Consider the following 18,591-nt stretch of genomic DNA (forward strand, 5'->3'; position numbering starts at 1 on the left):
CTATCGTCACTCGAATGCGCCCACCCGTCTCCCGCCACCGCCCTTCCAACGAGGGCCCTTCGGGCCCGCGCCCTCGTTCGTACTCCGCCGACCTGACCCCGCCGTGGAAGAAGCCGAAGCCCGTGCCGGAGGTACCGGCGGAGCCGGGCCTGGTGGTGGAGGAGCCCGGCACCGGGTTCTGCGGGGCGGTGATCCGCTGCGAGGCGGGCACGGTGACGCTGGAGGACCGCTTCGGCAAGCACCGGGTGTTCCCGCTGGAGCCGCGGGGCTTCCTGCTGGAGGGGCGGGTGGTGACGCTGGTGAGGCCTTCCGCCGGTCCGGTACGGCCCACCCGTACGGCCTCCGGTTCGGTCGCCGTCCCCGGTGCCCGCGCCCGCGTGGCCCGCGCCGGCCGCATCTACGTGGAGGGCCGGCACGACGCCGAGCTGGTCGAGAAGGTGTGGGGCGACGACCTGCGCATCGAGGGTGTGGTGGTGGAGTACCTGGAGGGCGTGGACGACCTGCCGTCGATCGTCGCCTCCTTCGCGCCGGGCCCGGACGCCCGCCTGGGTGTCCTGGTGGACCACTTGGTGCCGGGCACGAAGGAGTGGCGGATCGCGGAGTCGGTGACCAGCGAGCACGCGCTGGTGGTCGGTCACCCGTACATCGACATCTGGCAGGCGGTGAAGCCGGCCGCGCTGGGGATCGAGGCGTGGCCGACGGTGCCGAAGGGGCAGGACTGGAAGACGGGGGTGTGCCGGGCGCTGGGCTGGCCGTCGGAGAACACCGGCGCGGTGTGGCAGGCGATCCTGAAGCGGGTGGGGTCCTACAAGGACCTGGAGCCGGAGCTGCTGGGGCGGGTGGAGGAACTCATCGACTTCGTCACGGGTAGCGGTGGGGCCTGACCTTCTCGTAAGCGGCGAATTCACTGGTGTCCAGCTCGATACCGATGGGCTCCAGCGGCGTGAGGTCGCCGAACTTAGTGATCCGCTGGCGCCGGTAGTCCGCGTCCTCGCCGTGTCCCGTCGGTTCGGTGAGCAGTACGCACTGAGCCATGACGGGGTCGATGATCAGGTAAGCAGGTACCTTTGCCGCCGCGTAGATCGAGCGCTTGACCACGTAGTCGCGTTCCACGCTGGTCTTGGAGACGACTTCCACGAGCATCGTGATGACCTCGGATGGCATCAGCCTTCCCTGGCCTGGCCCAGTACCGCGCTCGATTACCACCAGGTCCGGCTGCGGCTGGCTCGTCTCTTCGAGGATGGCGATGTCCTGAGTCTGCAGCCGTCGCCAATGCCGACGGGGAATCTGGTCGACGACTGCTTCCAGGATGTCGTTGTGGGCCACATCCGGCCCCGCCATCATCACGATTTCCCCCCGGAGGAGTTCAACTTTGAATTCTTCAGGGAACTCAAAGTTCTCGAAGTACTTCATGATGTCGGTGGTCATCGGTCGGTCTTCCACAGCGGTCATCTCCGCAGCCTCCGGTTTCCGCCACCATGCAAACGGCAGCAGCGTACGAACCAGGTTAGGGACCGAACCGGCGTTCCGCACCGATTCACTCGCCCGGGTGATCAGTCCACCAGGTCCCGCACCACAGCGTCCGCCAGCAACCGCCCCCGCAGCGTCAGCACGGCCCGCCCCTCGTCGTACGGCCCCTCCTGGAGGAGCCCCTCGGCCAGCGCGCGCCGGGAAGCCGCAAGGCCCTCCTCCTTCAGCAAGGACAACGGCACCCCCTCCCGCAGCCGCAGCTCCAGCAGGATGCGCTCCACGCGCCGGTCCTCGTCGGACAGCAGCTCCCGACCCGCCCCCGGGGAGCTGCCGGAGGCGAGCGCCGCCGCGTACGCCCCCGGATGCTTGACGTTCCACCAGCGCACCCCGCCCACGTGCGAGTGCGCCCCGGGCCCCGCGCCCCACCAGTCGGCGCCGCGCCAGTACAGCTCGTTGTGCAGGCAGCGGCCCGCCTCGGAGGTGGCCCAGTTGGAGACCTCGTACCAGTCGAATCCCGCCCCGGACAGCACCTCCTCGGCGATCAGATAGCGGTCGGCGTGTACGTCGTCGTCGGTCATCGGGACCTCGCCCCGGCGGATCCGGCGGGCGAGCTGGGTGCCCTCCTCCACGATGAGCGCGTACGCGCTGACGTGGTCCGGCCCCGCCCCGATCGCCGCGTCCAGCGAGGCCCGCCAGTCGTCGTCGCTCTCGCCGGGGGTGCCGTAGATCAGGTCGAGGTTCACGTGCTCGAAGCCGGCCGCCCGCGCCTCGGCGACGCAGGCCTCGGGGCGGCCCGGGGTGTGGGTGCGGTCGAGCACGCGCAGCACGTGCTGCTTCGCGCTCTGCATGCCGAAGGAGATCCGGTTGAAGCCGCCCTCCCGGAGCGTGGCCAGGTACGCCGGATCCACCGACTCCGGGTTCGCCTCCGTCGTGATCTCCGCGTCCGGCGCCAGGCCGAACTCGTCGCGGACGGCCGCCAGCATCCGTACGAGGTCGTCGGCAGCGAGCAGGGTGGGCGTGCCGCCGCCGACGAAGACCGTGCGGACCTGGCGCGGGTCGTCGCCGAGTATCTTCCGGGCGAGCCGGATCTCGTCGGTCAGCGTGTCCGCGTAGTTGTCGCGGGAGGCCAGCACCCCGCCCGTGCCGCGCAGCTCGGTGGCGGTGTAGGTGTTGAAGTCGCAGTAGCCGCAGCGGGTCGCGCAGTACGGGACGTGCAGGTAGAAGCCGAGCGGGCGGTCGGCCGCCCCGGCGAGCGCGTGCGCGGGCAGCGCGCCGTCGGCGGGGACGGGCTCGCCGTCGGGGAGAGCGGAAGGCATGCCTTCCATTGTCCAGCACGGGCGCCGTTACTCCGCCTGCAGCACCAGCAGGGCGAGGTCGTCCTCGAGCGGGCCCCCGCCGAAGTCGTCCACCAGGCGGCGGATCCTTTCCGCGATCAGTTCGGCGCTGAGGCCGGCGCAGCCGGACAGGGCGCGGGCCAGGCCGTCGCCGTCGTCGAACTGGCGGGAGCCGGAGCGCCGCTCGGTCACCCCGTCGGTGACGCACAGCAGGCTGTCGCCGGGCCGCAGGTCGAGGGTCTCGCTGGTGTACGTCTCGTCCTCGACCACGCCGAGCAGGGTCTGCGGGCCGGCGGCGGTGCGCACGGTGCCGTCGGGGCTCAGGACGAGCGGGAGCGGGTGGCCGGCGGAGGCGAGTGTGCAGCGGATCCCGCCGTCGTACGGGGTCAGCTCGCCGTAGAGCAGGGACAGGAAGCGGGTCTGCGGGCCGTCCCCGGTGACCACCGGCCTGCCGCCGGCGGCGACGAGCGCGCGGGCGGCGGCGTCGGCGGCCTCGGTGGCGTCGTCCAGGAGGAGCTGGTTGAGGCGGTCGAGGACGTCGGCGACGCGGTAGCCCTCGCGGGCGAGGAGGCGCAGCCAGGGGCGGGCGAGGCCGATCACGACCGCCGCCTCGGGCCCCTTGCCCTGGACGTCGCCGACGGCGAAGCACCAGCGGCCGTCACCGGCCGGGAACAGGTCGTAGAAGTCGCCGCTGGGACCGCCCTTGTCGCAGGGCTCGTAGACGAGTGCGCTGCTCACGCCGGGGATCTCGGCGACCGCGCCGGGCAGCAGGCCACGCTGCAGGACGGCGCTGATCGTGGCCTGGCGGGCGTACTGGCGGGCGGCGCCGATCGCGAGGGCGACGCGGCGGCCGAGGTCCTCCACGAGCCCGGTGACCTCGTCGGGGAAGTCGAGCAGCCCGCACCGGCCGATGACCAGCGTGCCGAGCGGCCGGCCGCCCGCGACCAGCCGGTACGACAGCGCCGTGCCGTCGGTGCCCTGCGGACCGAGCGCATGGCCGGGCCACGGGTACGGCTCGGGGCCGGAGCGCAGTCCCTCGTGCGGGCAGGGCGGCTCCTTCTCCAGCGCGCACCGCAGTTCCTCGATGCGGTTCTCGCTGGCGTGCCACACCCGGTCGGGACCGTCGGCGGCGCCGCCGCGGACGGTCGCCTCGTCCTCCAGCCACACCGCGCACCAGTCGGCGAGCCGGGGCACGATGAGCTGGCCGGTGAGGGCGGTGACCAGGTTCTCGTCCAGCTGCCCGGCGAGCAGGTCGGAGGCCTCCGCGAGGAAGGACAGCGCGCCCCGGCCGAGCCAGTCCCGGTCGCCGTCGGCGCGCTGCGGCTGCGGGGCCAGGTCCTCGGCGACCTCCAGGGCGGCGTCCGGGGCGGGGGCGTCCGGGTCCTCCACGCCTCCCGGGGGCAGCCGCGCCCAGACGGTCTTGGCGCCGGCACGGTAGGTGACGCCCCACGACTCGGCGAGCGTGGTGACCAGCCGCAGGCCGCGCCCGTACTCGGGGGTGTCGTACGGCCCGTCGCCGCCGAGCGGGTCGCGCGGGGCGCGGGAGGGATGCCGGTCGCCCACCTCCACCACGAACGCGCCGGTCTCCTCCACCAGCCAGCCGACCTCCACGTCGGTGCCGGCGTGCACGACGGCGTTGGTGACCAGCTCGCTGACGACGGCCATGGCGTCGTCGACGAGCCGCGCCGATATCCCGGACACCGCGGGCGCCTCGGCCAGGGCGGACCGCACCAGCGCACGAGCGGCGCCGGGCGCGAGAGGACTTCCGGGCAGCGTGGCCCGCCCCCGCACCTCCCGGGCCCGGGGCTCGCTGTCCCGCTGTGTCGGTATGGCCGCCATGTCCATGCGGCCAGGGTGACAGACCGGGGGCAGCTATAAGCGTTGAGTCACTGAAGTGGACAGAAGACGGCCACTTTCGAACGCCGGTGAGCGCAACTTACCCAGGGGCGGGGGCGGTACCCGAGATGCGGCTCCGCCGCATGGGGCCGAGCGGCCACGGAAACCCGCGGCCGCCTACGATCCCCCGCCCCTGCGGAAAGCGCCCTACTTCTCCCTCGTCCCGGCGTACATCTCGTCGATGAGGTGCTTGTACTCCCGCTCGACCACGGGCCGCTTCAGCTTCAGACTCGGCGTGATCTCCCCGTGCTCGACGTCGAGATCCCGCGGCAGCAGCCGGAACTTCTTGATCGTCTGCCACTTCTGGAGCCCGGCGTTGAGCTGCTGCACGTACCCGTCGACCATCTCCACCGTCTGCGGCGCGGCGACGACCTCCGCGTACGGCCTGCCCCCCAGCCCGTTCTCCTTCGCCCAGTCCAGGAGGGCGATCTCGTCCAGGGCGATGAGGGCGGTGCAGTAGTTCCGGTCGGCGCCGTGCACCAGGATGTTGGAGACGTACGGGCACACCGCCTTGAACTGGCCCTCGACCTCGGCCGGGGCGACGTACTTGCCGCCGGAGGTCTTGATGAGGTCCTTCTTGCGGTCGGTGATGCGCAGATAGCCGTCGGGCGAGAGCTCGCCGATGTCGCCGGTGTGGAACCAGCCGTCGGTCTCCAGCACCTCGGCGGTCTTCTCGGGCAGCCCGTGGTAGCCCTCCATGATGCCGGGGCCGCGCAGCAGGATCTCGCCGTCGTCGGCGATGCGCACCTCGGTGCCGGGCAGCGGCTTGCCGACCGTGCCGGTGCGGTAGGCCTCGCCGGGGTTGACGAAGGAGGCGGCGGAGGACTCGGTGAGCCCGTAGCCCTCCAGGATGTGGATGCCGGCGCCGGCGAAGAAGTAGCCGATCTCGGGCGCGAGGGCGGAGGCGCCGGAGACGCAGGCCCGCAGCCGGCCGCCGAAGGCCTCGCGGAGCTTGCCGTAGACGAGGGTGTCGGCGACCTTGTGCTTGGCGCCGAGACTGAAGGGCACCGCGGCGGTGCCGGTGCGCCGGAAGTTGTCCTGGCTCACCTTGGCGTACTCGCGGGCGACCTCGGCGGCCCACTGGAAGATCTTGTACTTGGCCGGGCCGCCCTCGCGGGCCTTGGCGGCGACGCCGTTGTAGACCTTCTCGAAGATGCGCGGCACGGCCGCCATGTACGTCGGCTGCACCACCGGAAGGTTCTCGATGATCTTGTCGACGCGGCCGTCGACGGCGGTGACGTGGCCGACCTCGATCTGGCCGGAGGTGAGCACCTTGCCGAAGACGTGCGCGAGCGGCAGCCACAGGTACTGCACATCGTCCATGGTGACAAGGCCGGTCGCGGCGATCGCCTTCGCCATGTACGCCCAGTTGTCGTGCGGGAGCCTGACTCCCTTGGGGCGGCCGGTGGTGCCGGAGGTGTAGATGAGGGTGGCGAGCTGTTCCTTCTTGATCGCGCCGACCCGCTCCTTGATCAGCGACGGGTGGGTCTCCAGGTAGGCCGCTCCGCGCCGCTCCAGCTCCGCGAGCGTGATCACCCAGTCGCTCGTCTCCGCGCCCGCCGCGTCGATGACGACGACCTTGGTCAGCTCGGGCAGCTCGGCGCGCTTCTCGAGCGCCTTGGCGACCTGGGCCGCGTCCTCGGCGATCAGCACCCGGCTCTCGGAGTCCGAGAGGATGAAGGCGGACTCGTCCGCGTTGGTCTGCGGGTAGACGGTGGTCGTGGCGCCACCGGCGCACATGATGCCGAGGTCGGCGAGGATCCACTCCACCCGGGTGGAGGAGGCGAGCGCCACCCGCTGCTCGGGCTGCACGCCCAGCTCGATGAGGCCGGCCGCGATCGCGTACACGCGCTCGGCCGCCTGCGCCCAGCTGAGCGACTTCCAGTCGTCGGGGCCCTGGCCGGACGCAGGAGGCACCGGGTACCGGTAGGCCTCGGCGTCCGGTGTGGCCGCCACGCGCTCCAGGAAGAGGGCCGCCACGGACGGCGGACGGTTCTCGATCAAGGTCTGTGTGTCGCTCACGACATCCTCCGGGGGCCCGCGACGGTGCGGCTGACTCGGTGCGGCTGGGTTAACTCACGGTGGGGGTTCGTGCGGGTACTTCACGTTGTTTAACTCGCGAGTAACTATCGAGCAGGGATCAGAGTAAGCCGCGACCGGCCGCTGCGTAAGGGGCTTCGGCCTGTCACTTTCCACGCAGAGCGACGCTACGCACGCGTAGGGGCCCGCCGCGCTTTTGCGCGACGGACCCCCTTGTGTCCCGTTTATGGACGTAACCCGTTGTTACCGCTGGTTACTTCTTGCCCTTGGCCGACCCCGCACTGTCATCGCTGGACAGGACGGCGATGAAGGCTTCCTGCGGAACCTCCACGGAACCCACCATCTTCATCCGCTTCTTGCCTTCCTTCTGCTTCTCCAGCAGCTTCCGCTTACGGGAGATGTCACCGCCGTAGCACTTGGCGAGAACGTCCTTGCGGATGGCGCGGATGGTCTCGCGGGCGATGACCCGGGAGCCGATGGCGGCCTGCACCGGCACCTCGAAGGCCTGCCGCGGGATCAGCTCCTTGAGCTTGGCGACGAGCCGCACGCCGTACGCGTACGCCTGGTCCCTGTGGGTGATCGCGGAGAACGCGTCGACCTTGTCGCCGTGCAGCAGGATGTCGACCTTGACCAGGGAGCTGGTCTGCTCGCCGGTGGGCTCGTAGTCGAGGGAGGCGTAGCCGCGGGTCTTGGACTTCAGCTGGTCGAAGAAGTCGAAGACGATCTCCGCGAGCGGCAGCGTGTAGCGGATCTCGACACGGTCCTCCGAGAGGTAGTCCATGCCGAGCAGGGTGCCGCGCCGGGTCTGGCACAGCTCCATGATCGAGCCGATGAACTCGGTGGGCGCGAGGATGGTGGCCCGCACGACCGGCTCGAAGACCTCGTTGATCTTGCCCTCGGGGAACTCGCTCGGGTTGGTGACCGTGTGCTCGCTGCCGTCCTCCATGACCACGCGGTAGACCACGTTGGGGGCGGTGGCGATCAGGTCGAGGCCGAACTCGCGCTCCAGCCGCTCCCGGATCACGTCCAGGTGCAGCAGACCGAGGAAGCCGACACGGAAGCCGAAGCCGAGGGCGGCGGAGGTCTCCGGCTCGTAGACCAGCGCGGCGTCGTTGAGCTGCAGCTTGTCCAGGGCCTCGCGCAGCTCGGGGTAGTCGGAGCCGTCGAGCGGATACAGACCGGAGAAGACCATGGGCTTCGGGTCCTTGTACCCTCCGAGCGCCTCCGTCGCCCCCTTGCTCTGGCTGGTGACGGTGTCACCGACCTTGGACTGCCGGACGTCCTTCACACCGGTGATGAGGTAACCCACCTCGCCGACGCCGAGGCCGTCGGCCGGCAGCATCTCGGGCGAGCTGACGCCGATCTCCAGCAGCTCGTGCGTGGCGCCGGTCGACATCATCCTGATGCGCTCGCGCTTGTTGAGCTGGCCGTCGATGACACGGACGTACGTCACGACACCGCGGTAGGAGTCGTAGACGGAGTCGAAGATCATCGCGCGGGCGGGCGCGTCGGCGACCCCGACCGGTGCCGGGATCTCCTTGACGACCTTGTTCAGGAGCGCGTCGACCCCGAGACCGGTCTTCGCGGAGACCTTGAGGACGTCCTCCGGGTCGCAGCCGACCAGGTTCGCCAGCTCCTCGGCGAACTTCTCCGGCTGGGCGGCCGGCAGGTCGATCTTGTTCAGTACGGGGATGATCGTGAGGTCGTTCTCCATCGCCAGGTAGAGGTTGGCGAGGGTCTGAGCCTCGATGCCCTGGGCGGCGTCGACGAGGAGGATGGTCCCCTCACAAGCGGCGAGCGACCGCGAGACCTCGTAGGTGAAGTCGACGTGCCCCGGGGTGTCGATCATGTTGAGGATGTGGGTCGTGCCCTGGTCGGGGCCCTCGGTGGGGGCCCAGGGCAGACGCACCGCCTGGGACTTGATCGTGATGCCGCGCTCGCGCTCGATGTCCATCCGGTCGAGGTACTGAGCACGCATCTGCCGCTGCTCGACCACACCGGTCAGCTGGAGCATCCGGTCGGCGAGTGTGGACTTGCCGTGGTCGATGTGCGCGATGATGCAGAAATTGCGGATCAGAGCCGGGGCGGTACGGCTCGGCTCGGGCACATGGTTAGGGGTCGCGGGCACGCAGGGTCCTGTCTCTTGAGGCGCCTTATGCCTCGGGTCGGATCGATACGTAGTCTCCATGGTCCCACGCGGAGGGACCGGGCACCGTTTTGGGCCGCTCGCAGGGCCACTGGTACTGTAGATGGCTGTGCCTCATGCCCTCTCAGCGCGAGGCACGTCCGAGAAATTTTGGATCACCGGTACGGGACCCGCGCGGCCCCGCACCAGAACCTGAAAAGGCTCCTTCGTGGCGAACATCAAGTCCCAGATCAAGCGGATCAAGACCAACGAGAAGGCTCGGCTGCGCAACAAGGCCGTCAAGTCCTCCCTGAAGACCGCGATCCGCAAGGCCCGCGAGGCCGCTGCCGCGGGTGACGTCGAGAAGGCCACCGAGCTGCAGCGCGCTGCCGCGCGTGCGCTCGACAAGGCCGTCTCGAAGGGCGTCATCCACAAGAACCAGGCCGCCAACAAGAAGTCGGCGCTTGCTTCCAAGGTCACGTCCCTCAAGGGCTGAACCTCCTCTTTGATCTGACCGCCGGAAGGACCCAGAGCGGGCCCTCTCTCATCCGCTCCCGCCCGGCACCCCGGATTCGCACGCGGCCTGCGTTCGCCACGCGGGTGCGAGTCCACCAGCTTGATCCGAAGGCCCCGGCACCCTCCCTTCCCCAGGGCGGCCACCGGGGCCTTCGGCATGCGCCCTTCCCTTCGACGACCGGGCCGCGCAGAACGGCTCGCGCTGCGCCGCCTGCGGCCAACGCCCAGGATCCTCTGCGGCTGCTACTCCTGGCCGACTGGGCTGCTACTCCCGGCCGACTGGGCTGCCCCTCCCGGATCGGCGCCAAACCCGCCCAGGTCGGCTACGAACCCGCCCGGGTCGGCTACGAACCCACCCAGGTCGGCGACGAACCCACCCAGGTCGGCGACGAACCCACCCGGGTCGGCGCCGAGTGGTCCCGGGACGGGGCCGGAGCAGCCGGGTGCGACGTCGGAGCAGCCCGGGTCGATGCCGAATCCGCTCGGGCTGCGCCGGATCAGCGCGGGGCGGCGCCGAGTTCGCGCTGTGTCGTCGGCGGAGCAGCCCTGGACCGGTACCGGTGCGCCCTGGAGTGTCGGCGGATCAGCCGGGCCGGTGCCGGTGGGCCCAGGTCGGCGGCGGAGCAACCCGGAGCGGCGCCCAGTTCAGCCCTGTCGTTGCGTTGCGGAGCCCGGGCCGGTGCCGGTGCGCCCTGGGGCATCGGCGGAGCAGCCCCGGGCCGGAGCCGGTCCGGCCCAGGTCGGCGCGGCGGCGGTCAGCTCCAGGTCGACGCCAGAGCAGACCTGGTCGATGCCGAATCGGCCCCAGGCGGCGCCGGATCAGCGCAGGGCGGCGCCGAGTTCGCGCTGCGTCGTCGGCGGATCAACCCCGGGCCGGAGCCGGTGCCGGTGGGCCCAGGTCGGCGGCGGAGCAACCCGGAGCGGCGCCCAGTTCAGCCCTGTCGTTGCGTTGCGGAGCCCTGGGCCGGTGCCGGTGCGCCCTGGGGCATCGGCGGAGCAGCCCCGGGCCGGAGCCGGTCCGGCCAGGACGGCGCGGCGGCGGTCAGCTCCGGCCTCTCGACCGCGCTGCCCGGGCGATCGTCACGACCGCCTTCTCCAGGGCGTACTCGGGATCGTCGCCCCCGCCCTTCACCCCGGCGTCGGCCTCGGCAACGGCACGCATCGCCACCGCGACCCCGTCCGGCGTCCACCCCCTCATCTGCTGTCGCACCCGATCGATCTTCCACGGCGGCATCCCCAGCTCCCGGGCCAGATCGGCCGGCCGCCCCCCGCGCGCGGAGGACAGCTTCCCGATCGCCCGCACGCCCTGGGCCAGCGCACTGGTGATCATCACCGGCGCCACGCCAGTCGCCAGCGACCATCTGAGCGCCTCCAGCGCCTCCGCCGTACGCCCCTCCACGGCCCGGTCGGCGACCGTGAAACTGGAGGCCTCGGCACGGCCGGTGTAGTACCGCCCGACGACCGCCTCGTCGATCGTCCCCTCCACGTCGGCGACCAGCTGGGAGACCGCCGAGGCCAGCTCCCGCAGATCGCTGCCGACGGCGTCGCACAGCGCCTGGCACGCCTCAGGCGTGGCCGATCGCCCGAAGGAGCGGAACTCCCCTCGCACGAAGGCCAGCCGGTCCGCCGGCCTGGTCATCTTCGGACAGGCCACCTCCCGCGCTCCCGCCTTGCGCGCGGCGTCGAGCAGCCCCTTGCCCTTGGCCCCGCCCGCGTGCAGCAGCACGAGCGTGATCTCCTCGGCGGGCGACCCGAGATATGCCTTCACGTCCTTGACCGTGTCGGCGGACAGGTCCTGCGCATTGCGTACGACCACGACTTTCCGCTCGGCGAAGAGCGAAGGACTGGTGAGCTCGGCGAGCGTGCCGGGCTGCAACTGGTCCGGGGTGAGGTCGCGTACGTCCGTGTCGGCGTCGGCGGCCTTGGCGGCGGCCACCACCTCCTGCACGGCACGGTCGAGCAGGAGGTCCTCCTGGCCCACGGCGAGCGTCACCGGGGCGAGAGGGTCGTCATTCGCAGTCTTCCTGGCCATCACCGACAGCATCCCACGCGGCACTGACAACGAACCGGCCCCGGCACCCCGACCGGTCCCGGACAGGACCCGGAGTCCGCCTCGGGGTCACGGCTCCTCACGCCAGCCGTCCCACTCCGCTGCGAACTCGTCGAGCTCGGCCGGATCAAGCCGTGCGTCCTCGTCCCGCAGGACCACCAGCCACTGCGCGTCCTCGGCGTCGTCCTCGCCGGCCAGCGCGTCCCGGACGAGCCGGGGCTCCTCGTCCAGCCCGAACCGCTCCCCGAGCGCCCCCGCCACCTCCTCGGCGGCATCCCGGTCGGGCAGCACCAGCACGTGTCTCACATCGCTCACGGGCCCATTCTCCGGCACCGCAGGTGAACCGAACCGCCAGGCGAGGCCTCGGGTACGGGCAGAAGGCAACAGGGGCCGCGCCCATATCGCGGGAATCAGCACAAGCTCGGAACTGATCCGGATCAGGGGCTCGGATTCCGGTCTCGCACAGTCGGCACGCAGTCCAGCTCGATGCCGAACCGCTCCCGGTACGCGGTCAGCACCTCCTCGTTCGTCTCCAGCTCCCGGGTACCGCGCGCACCGTCGCCGGCCGTCGTCGTCAGCACCCGCCCGCTGAGCGTGACCCTTCCCCCGTCCTCGGTGACCCGTGAGCAGACCAGCGACCGGGTGAAGTGCGACAGCGGCGAGGTGCTGTGCCACCAGGCCCCGGCCACGAAGTCCCCGAGCGCCCGGGGCCGCGTCTCCAGCCGGTACTGCGGCCTCGCGTCCCGTATGACGTCCAGGTCCCCGTCCCCGGCCGGGCCGCCGCTCGCCCCGGCCGCGTCCGGGCCGGCCTCGACCACCCGGAACACCCCGCCGGGGTCGACCTGCTCCTCGCGCTCCGCGTACCTCAGCGGATAGTGGCTGTGCGCCCCGAACCCGACGTCCGCGAGCCAGGTGTCTCCCTCCACCGTCCGCACCCGCAGGGCGAGATGGTCGTACGGGATGCCGAGCCGTCCCTCGTCGCCGTACACGCGTGCCGCGAGCAGGTCGACCTCGTAGCCGAGGGCGGTGAGCAACGCGCCGAACAGGCCGTTCAGTTCGTAGCAGAAGCCACCCCGCCCGCGTCCGATCACCTTGTCCAGCAGCCGCTCCTCCTCCAGCACGATCTCCTCGCCGAGGTGGATCGACAGGTTCTCGAAGGGGACGGTCCGCAGGTGGCGCAGCTGCAGTTCGCGCAGCGCCCGGCCGGTGGGCTTCTGCGGGTGCTCGGCCCCGATCCGGCGGAGATAGGCCTCGGCCTGGCTTGAGTTCATGGACCCAGTCTGGGCGAACACCTGGTCCTCAGTCTCTCGCCACCCGCAACTCCCCGCCCGTCCCTCCCGTCCCTCCGACCGCGAGTTCCCCGTCCCGGTCGGTGCGCAGCACCAGCGCCCCGCCCTCCCGCAGCGCTGCCACGGTCGCCGGTGCCGGGTGACCGTAGGGGTTGTCAGCGCCGCACGAGATGAGCGCCACCCGGGGTGCCGCGAGCCGTATCAGTTCGGGGTCCTGGTAGGCCGAGCCATGATGGGCCACCTTCAAGACGTCCACACCGGCCAGCTCGGCCGCCACGGGTGATCGCACCAGCGCCTGCTGGGCCGGCGGTTCGAGGTCGCCCAGCAACAGCAGCCGCAGCCCGCCCGAGCGCACCAGCATCGCGACGCTGGCGTCGTTCGGATCCTCCGGCTCGGGCACCGGGCCCGGCCAGGCGGGGGTCTGCGTGTCCCGGGGTGGCCGGATGCCCGGCGGGGGCCACAGGACCCGCCAGGACAGCTCTCCGGCACGCCGCTCCTCTCCCGCCACGGCGCGCGTGACCGGGATGTGGCGCGCCGCCGCCTCCCTTCTGACGAACTCGGCCTCGTCGGCGGGCTCCTCGAAGCCCGTGGTCTCGATCGCGGCCACCGAACGGCCCCGCAGCACCCCGGGCAGTCCCGCGACATGGTCGGCGTGGAAGTGGGTCAGGACCAGAAGCGGGATGCGCGTGATGCCCAGCTGCCGCAGACAGTGGTCGACCAGCACCGGATCGGGGCCGGCGTCCACGACCACTCCGGCTCCCTCGCCCGCTGCCAGCACGGTGGCGTCGCCCTGCCCGACATCGCACATCGCGAACCGCCAGCCCGGCGGTGGCCAGCCCGTGATCACCCGGGTCAGCGGGGCCGGCCGTACCACCGCCAGCAGGAGCAGCACTCCGAGCAGCCCGCACCACCACGGGTGCCGCATGAGGCGCCGCCCCGCCAGGACGACGACCACGGTGACCGCCGCCAGCAGCAGCGCCCCGGGCCAGCTCCCCGGCCAGTCCACTCCCGCGCCGGGCAACGCCGCCCCCGTCCGGGCCACACCCGCGATCCAGTCGGCGGGCCAACTCGCGCACCAGGCCAGCGCCTTGGCCGGTGCCATGGCCACCGGTGCCGTCGCGAGCGCCGCGAACCCCAGCACGGTCGCCGGTGCCACCGCCACCTCTGCCAGCAGGTTGCACGGCACCGCCACCAGGCTCACCCGCGCCGACAGCACCGCCGTGACCGGGCCGCACACCGCCTGTGCCGCGGCGGCCGCCGCCAGCGCCTCCGCGAGCCTCGGCGGCACCCGGCGCCGCCGCAGCGCCTCGCTCCAGCCCGGTGCCAGGACCAGCAGCGCGCCGGTGGCCAGCACGGAGAGCAGGAAGCCGTAGCTGCGTGCCAGCCACGGGTCGTAGAGCACCAGCAGCAGAACGGCCGTGGCGAGCGCCGGGATCAGGGATCTGCGGCGCCCGGTGGCCAGGGCCAGCAGCGCGACCGCACCGCAGGCGGCGGCCCGCAGCACACTGGGGTCGGGCCGGCACACGACCACGAATGCCGACGTGAGCGCTCCGGCGAGCAGTGCGGTCGCCCGCAAGGAGAGCCCGAGGCGCGGAGCGAGGCCACGGCGTTCGACGAGCCGGGCCAGTCCGGGCGGCCCGATGAGCAGCGCGAGCAGGACGGTGAGGTTGCTGCCGGACACCGCGAGCGTGTGCGCCAGGTCCGTGTCCTTGAACGCCTCGTCCAGCTCGGGCGTGATCCGTGCGGTGTCCCCGACGACCAGCCCGGGAAGGAGCGCCCGCGCGTCCCCCGGCAGACCGTCGGTCGCCTCCCGCAGTCCGGCCCTGAGCCGTCCCGCGAGCCGTTGAGGGCCGCTGGGCCCCGCCACGATCCGCGGCCCCGGCCGGCCACGCACCCGCAGGACGGCCGCGGTCCGCTCCCCACCCGCCAGCGCGGGCGCCAGCCGCCCGGCGACCCGCAGCCGCGTGGACGGCAACAACCCGAGCCATGCATCACGCGCACCCCGCGGACTGCGGGCGCGCTGGTCGCCTCGGTAGCCCTTCGTGCCCCGCGGGACCGGGGCAGCGGACCGCGCCGCGCTTCCGTCTGCTGTAGAGGGGCCGTTCCGGGCAGCCGTCCCTTCCGGTGCCGGAGCATCCGCGTCGACGACCAGCAGCACCGGAGTCCGCGTCCGCACGCTCGTCCCGTCGCTCTGTTCGACGCGCCGCACCTCCGCCTGGGCCAGTACCGCGAGCGGCGCGGCGTGATCGCCGCGCACCCGTGGCCGGCTCAGCCAGGGGTCGCCGCTCAGCTCGACCTCGGCGGTCACGGTCGCGTACCGCCGGGCCAGCTCGGGCACCGGTCCGCGCCGCAGGTCCGCGCCGTGCAGTCCGGCCGAGGCGGCCGAGGCGGAAACGCACAGCAGCACGGCGGCGAACGAGGCACGTGCCCAGGCGAACCGCCCGAGCGGCCTCCCGGCCTGCGCTCTCCGTGTGACCGGCCCGGCCGGTACGGACTGTGCGGGCCGTGGCGACCTTCGTGCCGCCAACAGAGCGATTCCGCCCACCAGGCAGGCGACCGCGATCCCGGCCGTCCAGCCCGCCGGGGTGTCCAGTGTGACGGCCGCCGTGCCCCAGGCCGCGAGCGCGGGCGGCACCAGGCGCAGGTCCATGGGGCCCGCCCGCTCACCGCGAGCGGCGGTCCCGTCCGCACCGTTGTCGCGGACCACGGCACCGTCGGTTCCCGGATCTTCTGACCGCGCGTCTGCTCGCCGGGCAGGCGCGAGTACGCGGGTCCTTCCGGGCTCCGGCGGCCCGTCGACGATCGTGCGGCTCATGGCCGTACCAGGTTCCGCAGATCGCCGAAGCGGCGGTCGCCGATGCCGTTGACCTCGCGCAGTTCGTCCACCGAGCGGAAACCGCCGTGCTGGGTGCGGTAGTCGAGGATGTGCTGAGCGAGGACGGGGCCGACTCCCGGCAGCGTGTCGAGCTGGTCCGCCGTGGCCGTGTTGAGGGAGACGGGCGCCGCGGGGCCCGCCCCCGCCGGTCCCGAGGCCGGCCCCGCCGAAGTGCCGGGTGGGGCCACCGCCCCGGCGGGCGCGCCGACGACGACCTGTTCGCCGTCGGCCAGGAAGCGGGCCCGGTTGAGCCCCTCGATGCTCACACCCGGACGGACGCCGCCGGCCGCCCGCAGCGCGTCGGCCACCCGGGAACCGGCCGGCAACCGCTGGATCCCCGGGTTGCGGACCTTGCCGCTGACGTCCACGACGATCTGCCCGCCCGGCGTGGCCGAGGCGCCCGCACCGGCCTTCGCATCGTCCTCCTTCTTGGCGTAGGGCGTGTCCGCCTTGGTGGACGGCGCCGCCGCGCGTACCACTTGAGGGGCGCTCACGGACTCGGTCCGCCCGGCCCAGAAGTACTGAACGGCGAGCACCGCTGCGGCCACGAGCACCACGGCGAGTGCCACGGCTCCCCGCCGCTCCACCCCGCACCGCACCTGCAACCACACCGGCATCCGCTCCCGCAATGCCGACCCGATCCGCTCCCGCCAGCCGGGGCCGACGGGGCCGGGCGACTCCAACGGGCTGACGGTGCCGGCTGGTTCGGGGTCGTAGGCCCTGCTCGGCGCCGAAACCGGAGTCGACGTCAGTGTCGGCGTCGGCGTCGGCGTCGGGGTCGAGCCATCAGCCGGCACGGTGTGCGGTGGCTCGGTCGGGGCAGGCGTGATCTCGGCCGTCACCGTCCTCGCCGGGCTCAGCCCGGGCGCCCGGCCCGTGGCCCATGCCGTAGCCGCCCCTGTCGCCGTCTCGGGTGCCGCGCCGGTCGCTGCCTCGGTCGCCCTCGCGGCCGCCGTCCTCTCGGCGCCCTCCCCGTCCGGCGGTCCGTTTCCCGACTCCCGCCACCTCACGGCTCGTTCGCCGAAGAGGAGTTCCGCTCGGCGGCGCAGTTCCTCGGCCGGCGCCGACGGGCGGTGGCGGGCGGGGCCGCGGTCGATGCCGCGGCGGTGGCGGATGCGGCCGTCGGAGGTGGGGCCACGGCCGGGGCCGCTGGTCGGAGTGGCTGTGCGTGAACGTGATCGAAGTGCCATGCGACGAGGATGGGACATCCCGCCGAATCGCGATGATCTTGGTCAATTCCCGTGGATGACAGCCCGGTTGTGGATAACTCCGCCACCCGTACGAGTGATGGCTCAGCGGGGTGAGACCACCGCTCCGAGCAGCCCGGGACCGGTGTGTGCCCCGATGACCGCCCCGACCTCGCTGACATGGAGGTCGGCCAGGCCCGGCACCCGTTCCCGCAGCCGGTCGGCGAGCGCGGCGGCACGGTCGGGGGCGGCCAGGTGGTGGACGGCGATGTCGACCTCGGCGCCGCCCGCCCGTTCGGCGGCGATCTCCTCCAGACGCGCGATGGCCTTGGACGCCGTACGGACCTTCTCGAGCAGTTCGATGCGACCGCCGTCCAGCTGGAGCAGGGGCTTGACGGCGAGTGCGGAACCGAGCAGCGCCTGTGCGGCTCCGATGCGGCCGCCACGGCGCAGATAGTCGAGGGTGTCGACGTAGAAGTAGGCGGACGTACCCGCGGCCCGCTTCTCGGCGGCGGTGACGGCCTCGTCCATCGTGCCGCCGGCTTCGGCGGTCACGGCGGCGGCGAGCGCGCAGAAGCCGAGGGCCATCGCGACCATCCCGGTGTCCACCACCCGTACCGGCACCGGCGCCTCGCGGGCCGCGAGGACCGCCGCGTCGTAGGTGCCGGACAGTTCGGCGGAAAGATGCAGGGAGACGATGCCGTTCGCACCGGACTCGGCGACCCTGCGGTAGGTTTCCGCGAACATCTCGGGGCTCGGGCGCGAGGTGGTGACGGGCCGGCGCTTCTGCAGCGCCTGGGCCAGGGAGCGGGTGGAGATCTCGGTGCCCTCTTCGAGTGCCCGGTCGCCGAGGACCACGGTCAGGGGCACAGCGGTGATGCCGTGACGCTCCATCGTCCGCGGCGGCAGGTAGGCCGTTGAATCGGTGACGATCGCGACATGGCGGGACATGAGCTGGAGGTTACCTGCCGTAGTGCTCGCGCGGCAGTCCGGCCCCCCTGGTGCGGGACTGGAGCGGCCGGGTCAGGTGGTGCTCTCGGGGCGCGGCTTCTTCTGCCAGGGGTGGGTGAGGCGTGGCGACGGCGGGGTGATCGCCTGGCGCGCCTGCTCCTCGGCGGGGCGGGACGTCCGCGAGCGGGCGCGCGGGCCCGCCGGACCGTCGGGGGTGGATGCGGCGCTCATGTCGGGCTGCTGTCCCTCCGCCTGCGCGGAACCGGCCGGGGTCCAGTGGCGCAGGGCGTCGGCCTCGATGTCTATCTGATCGCTGAGCGCGCCCAGATCGTCGTCGCCGAAGCGGCGCGCCCGGTCGCGGACCGCCCAGCGCAGGGAGTCCGCGGACTTGGTGATGCGCTCGGTACGGCTGCGCAGCTCGGGCAGCCGTGAGCGGAGTTCGGCGCGGTCCGGCTCCGACTCCAGTCGCCGGAGGTCTGCGTCCAGCTCGTGCCCGTGCGCGCTGAGCCGCTCGAAGAGGCCGAGGGACTCCTTCAGCGACTCGTCCTCGGCCGCGCTCGCGCGCAGGGCGTCCCGGGTGGCGCGCATGGAGGTGCGCAGCGCGAGCCTGAGCTGCGCGATCTCGGCGGCCGGACCGGCCTGGACGAAGGACTTGGCGCGCAGTGTGTGGTCCTCGACGGTGCGGCGGGCCTGCTCGATCGTCCGGTCCACGCCGCGCTTGGCGGCGCCGACCGCCTTCACCGTGGCGTACGCGCCCAGGCCGATGAAGAGCAGGAAGAGCAGGGCGAACACGGCGATCACTGCTTCCACGATGCTCCTCCTCGGGCTGGTGCGGCACACGCCGCCGCGCTTTCCACG

The 18,591-nt window shown here is 72.4% G+C and carries 14 protein-coding genes; 2 read left to right on the forward strand and 12 right to left on the reverse strand.

Annotation, left to right across the window (positions count from 1 at the left end):
• Positions 1-14: 14 nt before the first annotated feature.
• Positions 15-884 (forward strand): DUF3097 domain-containing protein, encoded by an 870-nt coding sequence (locus LMU33_RS13610; RefSeq protein WP_228620427.1) that lies wholly within the window; start codon positions 15-17, stop codon positions 882-884.
• Here the strand turns inward: LMU33_RS13610 and LMU33_RS13615 are convergent.
• The 5 genes from LMU33_RS13615 to lepA form a co-directional block, all read right to left on the reverse strand.
• Complete coding sequence (locus LMU33_RS13615) at positions 862-1,452, reverse strand: Uma2 family endonuclease (protein WP_228620429.1); 591 nt, start codon at positions 1,450-1,452, stop codon at positions 862-864. The genes LMU33_RS13610 and LMU33_RS13615 overlap by 23 nt on opposite strands.
• A gap of 101 nt (positions 1,453-1,553) precedes the next feature.
• Positions 1,554-2,786 carry a radical SAM family heme chaperone HemW gene (hemW, locus tag LMU33_RS13620; protein WP_228620431.1) on the reverse strand — a complete coding sequence of 411 codons (1,233 nt, stop codon included), beginning with the start codon at positions 2,784-2,786 and terminating at the stop codon, positions 1,554-1,556.
• A gap of 27 nt (positions 2,787-2,813) precedes the next feature.
• Complete coding sequence (locus LMU33_RS13625; protein WP_228620515.1) at positions 2,814-4,643, reverse strand: SpoIIE family protein phosphatase; 1,830 nt, start codon at positions 4,641-4,643, stop codon at positions 2,814-2,816.
• Between the two features lie 204 nt (positions 4,644-4,847).
• Positions 4,848-6,722 (reverse strand): AMP-dependent synthetase/ligase, encoded by a 1,875-nt coding sequence (locus tag LMU33_RS13630; protein ID WP_228620433.1) that lies wholly within the window; start codon positions 6,720-6,722, stop codon positions 4,848-4,850.
• Between the two features lie 271 nt (positions 6,723-6,993).
• Complete coding sequence (lepA, locus tag LMU33_RS13635) at positions 6,994-8,868, reverse strand: translation elongation factor 4 (RefSeq protein ID WP_228620435.1); 1,875 nt, start codon at positions 8,866-8,868, stop codon at positions 6,994-6,996.
• A gap of 226 nt (positions 8,869-9,094) precedes the next feature.
• Between lepA and rpsT the strand changes: the two genes are divergently transcribed.
• Positions 9,095-9,361: a 30S ribosomal protein S20 gene (rpsT, locus tag LMU33_RS13640; protein WP_067006864.1), complete on the forward strand. Its 267-nt coding sequence runs from the start codon at positions 9,095-9,097 to the stop codon at positions 9,359-9,361.
• 1,062 nt (positions 9,362-10,423) lie between these two features.
• Here the strand turns inward: rpsT and holA are convergent.
• The 7 genes from holA to LMU33_RS13675 form a co-directional block, all read right to left on the reverse strand.
• Entirely contained in the window at positions 10,424-11,413 is a 990-nt protein-coding gene (gene holA / locus LMU33_RS13645) for a DNA polymerase III subunit delta (RefSeq protein ID WP_228620436.1), read from the reverse strand.
• A gap of 87 nt (positions 11,414-11,500) precedes the next feature.
• A complete protein-coding gene (locus LMU33_RS13650) occupies positions 11,501-11,746 on the reverse strand; it encodes a hypothetical protein (RefSeq protein WP_228620438.1) in 246 nt (81 codons plus the stop codon).
• 122 nt (positions 11,747-11,868) lie between these two features.
• Positions 11,869-12,702 carry an arylamine N-acetyltransferase family protein gene (locus tag LMU33_RS13655; RefSeq protein ID WP_228620440.1) on the reverse strand — a complete coding sequence of 278 codons (834 nt, stop codon included), beginning with the start codon at positions 12,700-12,702 and terminating at the stop codon, positions 11,869-11,871.
• A 28-nt stretch (positions 12,703-12,730) separates the two neighbouring features.
• Positions 12,731-15,370 (reverse strand): ComEC/Rec2 family competence protein, encoded by a 2,640-nt coding sequence (locus LMU33_RS13660; RefSeq protein WP_228620517.1) that lies wholly within the window; start codon positions 15,368-15,370, stop codon positions 12,731-12,733.
• A 161-nt stretch (positions 15,371-15,531) separates the two neighbouring features.
• Positions 15,532-16,785: a ComEA family DNA-binding protein gene (locus LMU33_RS13665; protein ID WP_228620442.1), complete on the reverse strand. Its 1,254-nt coding sequence runs from the start codon at positions 16,783-16,785 to the stop codon at positions 15,532-15,534.
• Between the two features lie 102 nt (positions 16,786-16,887).
• Positions 16,888-17,733, reverse strand: a complete 846-nt coding sequence (locus LMU33_RS13670) for a DegV family protein (protein ID WP_228620444.1) — start codon at positions 17,731-17,733, stop codon at positions 16,888-16,890.
• A 72-nt stretch (positions 17,734-17,805) separates the two neighbouring features.
• Complete coding sequence (locus LMU33_RS13675) at positions 17,806-18,543, reverse strand: hypothetical protein (protein ID WP_228620446.1); 738 nt, start codon at positions 18,541-18,543, stop codon at positions 17,806-17,808.
• Positions 18,544-18,591 lie beyond the last annotated feature (48 nt).

The sequence above is a fragment of the Streptomyces barringtoniae genome (assembly GCF_020819595.1).
Classification (GTDB): domain Bacteria; phylum Actinomycetota; class Actinomycetes; order Streptomycetales; family Streptomycetaceae; genus Streptomyces; species Streptomyces barringtoniae.

What these genes read in the sequence shown, in the direction of transcription:
- holA (WP_228620436.1), bottom strand. Translation starts at nt 11,413, where the DNA reads ATGGCCAGGAAGACTGCGAATGACGACCCTCTCGCCCCGGTGACGCTC.
- LMU33_RS13665 (WP_228620442.1), bottom strand. Translation starts at nt 16,785, where the DNA reads ATGGCACTTCGATCACGTTCACGCACAGCCACTCCGACCAGCGGCCCC.
- LMU33_RS13670 (WP_228620444.1), bottom strand. Translation starts at nt 17,733, where the DNA reads ATGTCCCGCCATGTCGCGATCGTCACCGATTCAACGGCCTACCTGCCG.
- LMU33_RS13615 (WP_228620429.1), bottom strand. Translation starts at nt 1,452, where the DNA reads ATGACCGCTGTGGAAGACCGACCGATGACCACCGACATCATGAAGTAC.
- LMU33_RS13625 (WP_228620515.1), bottom strand. Translation starts at nt 4,643, where the DNA reads ATGGCGGCCATACCGACACAGCGGGACAGCGAGCCCCGGGCCCGGGAG.
- LMU33_RS13610 (WP_228620427.1), top strand. Translation starts at nt 15, where the DNA reads ATGCGCCCACCCGTCTCCCGCCACCGCCCTTCCAACGAGGGCCCTTCG.
- LMU33_RS13660 (WP_228620517.1), bottom strand. Translation starts at nt 15,370, where the DNA reads ATGGACCTGCGCCTGGTGCCGCCCGCGCTCGCGGCCTGGGGCACGGCG.
- LMU33_RS13655 (WP_228620440.1), bottom strand. Translation starts at nt 12,702, where the DNA reads ATGAACTCAAGCCAGGCCGAGGCCTATCTCCGCCGGATCGGGGCCGAG.
- hemW (WP_228620431.1), bottom strand. Translation starts at nt 2,786, where the DNA reads ATGCCTTCCGCTCTCCCCGACGGCGAGCCCGTCCCCGCCGACGGCGCG.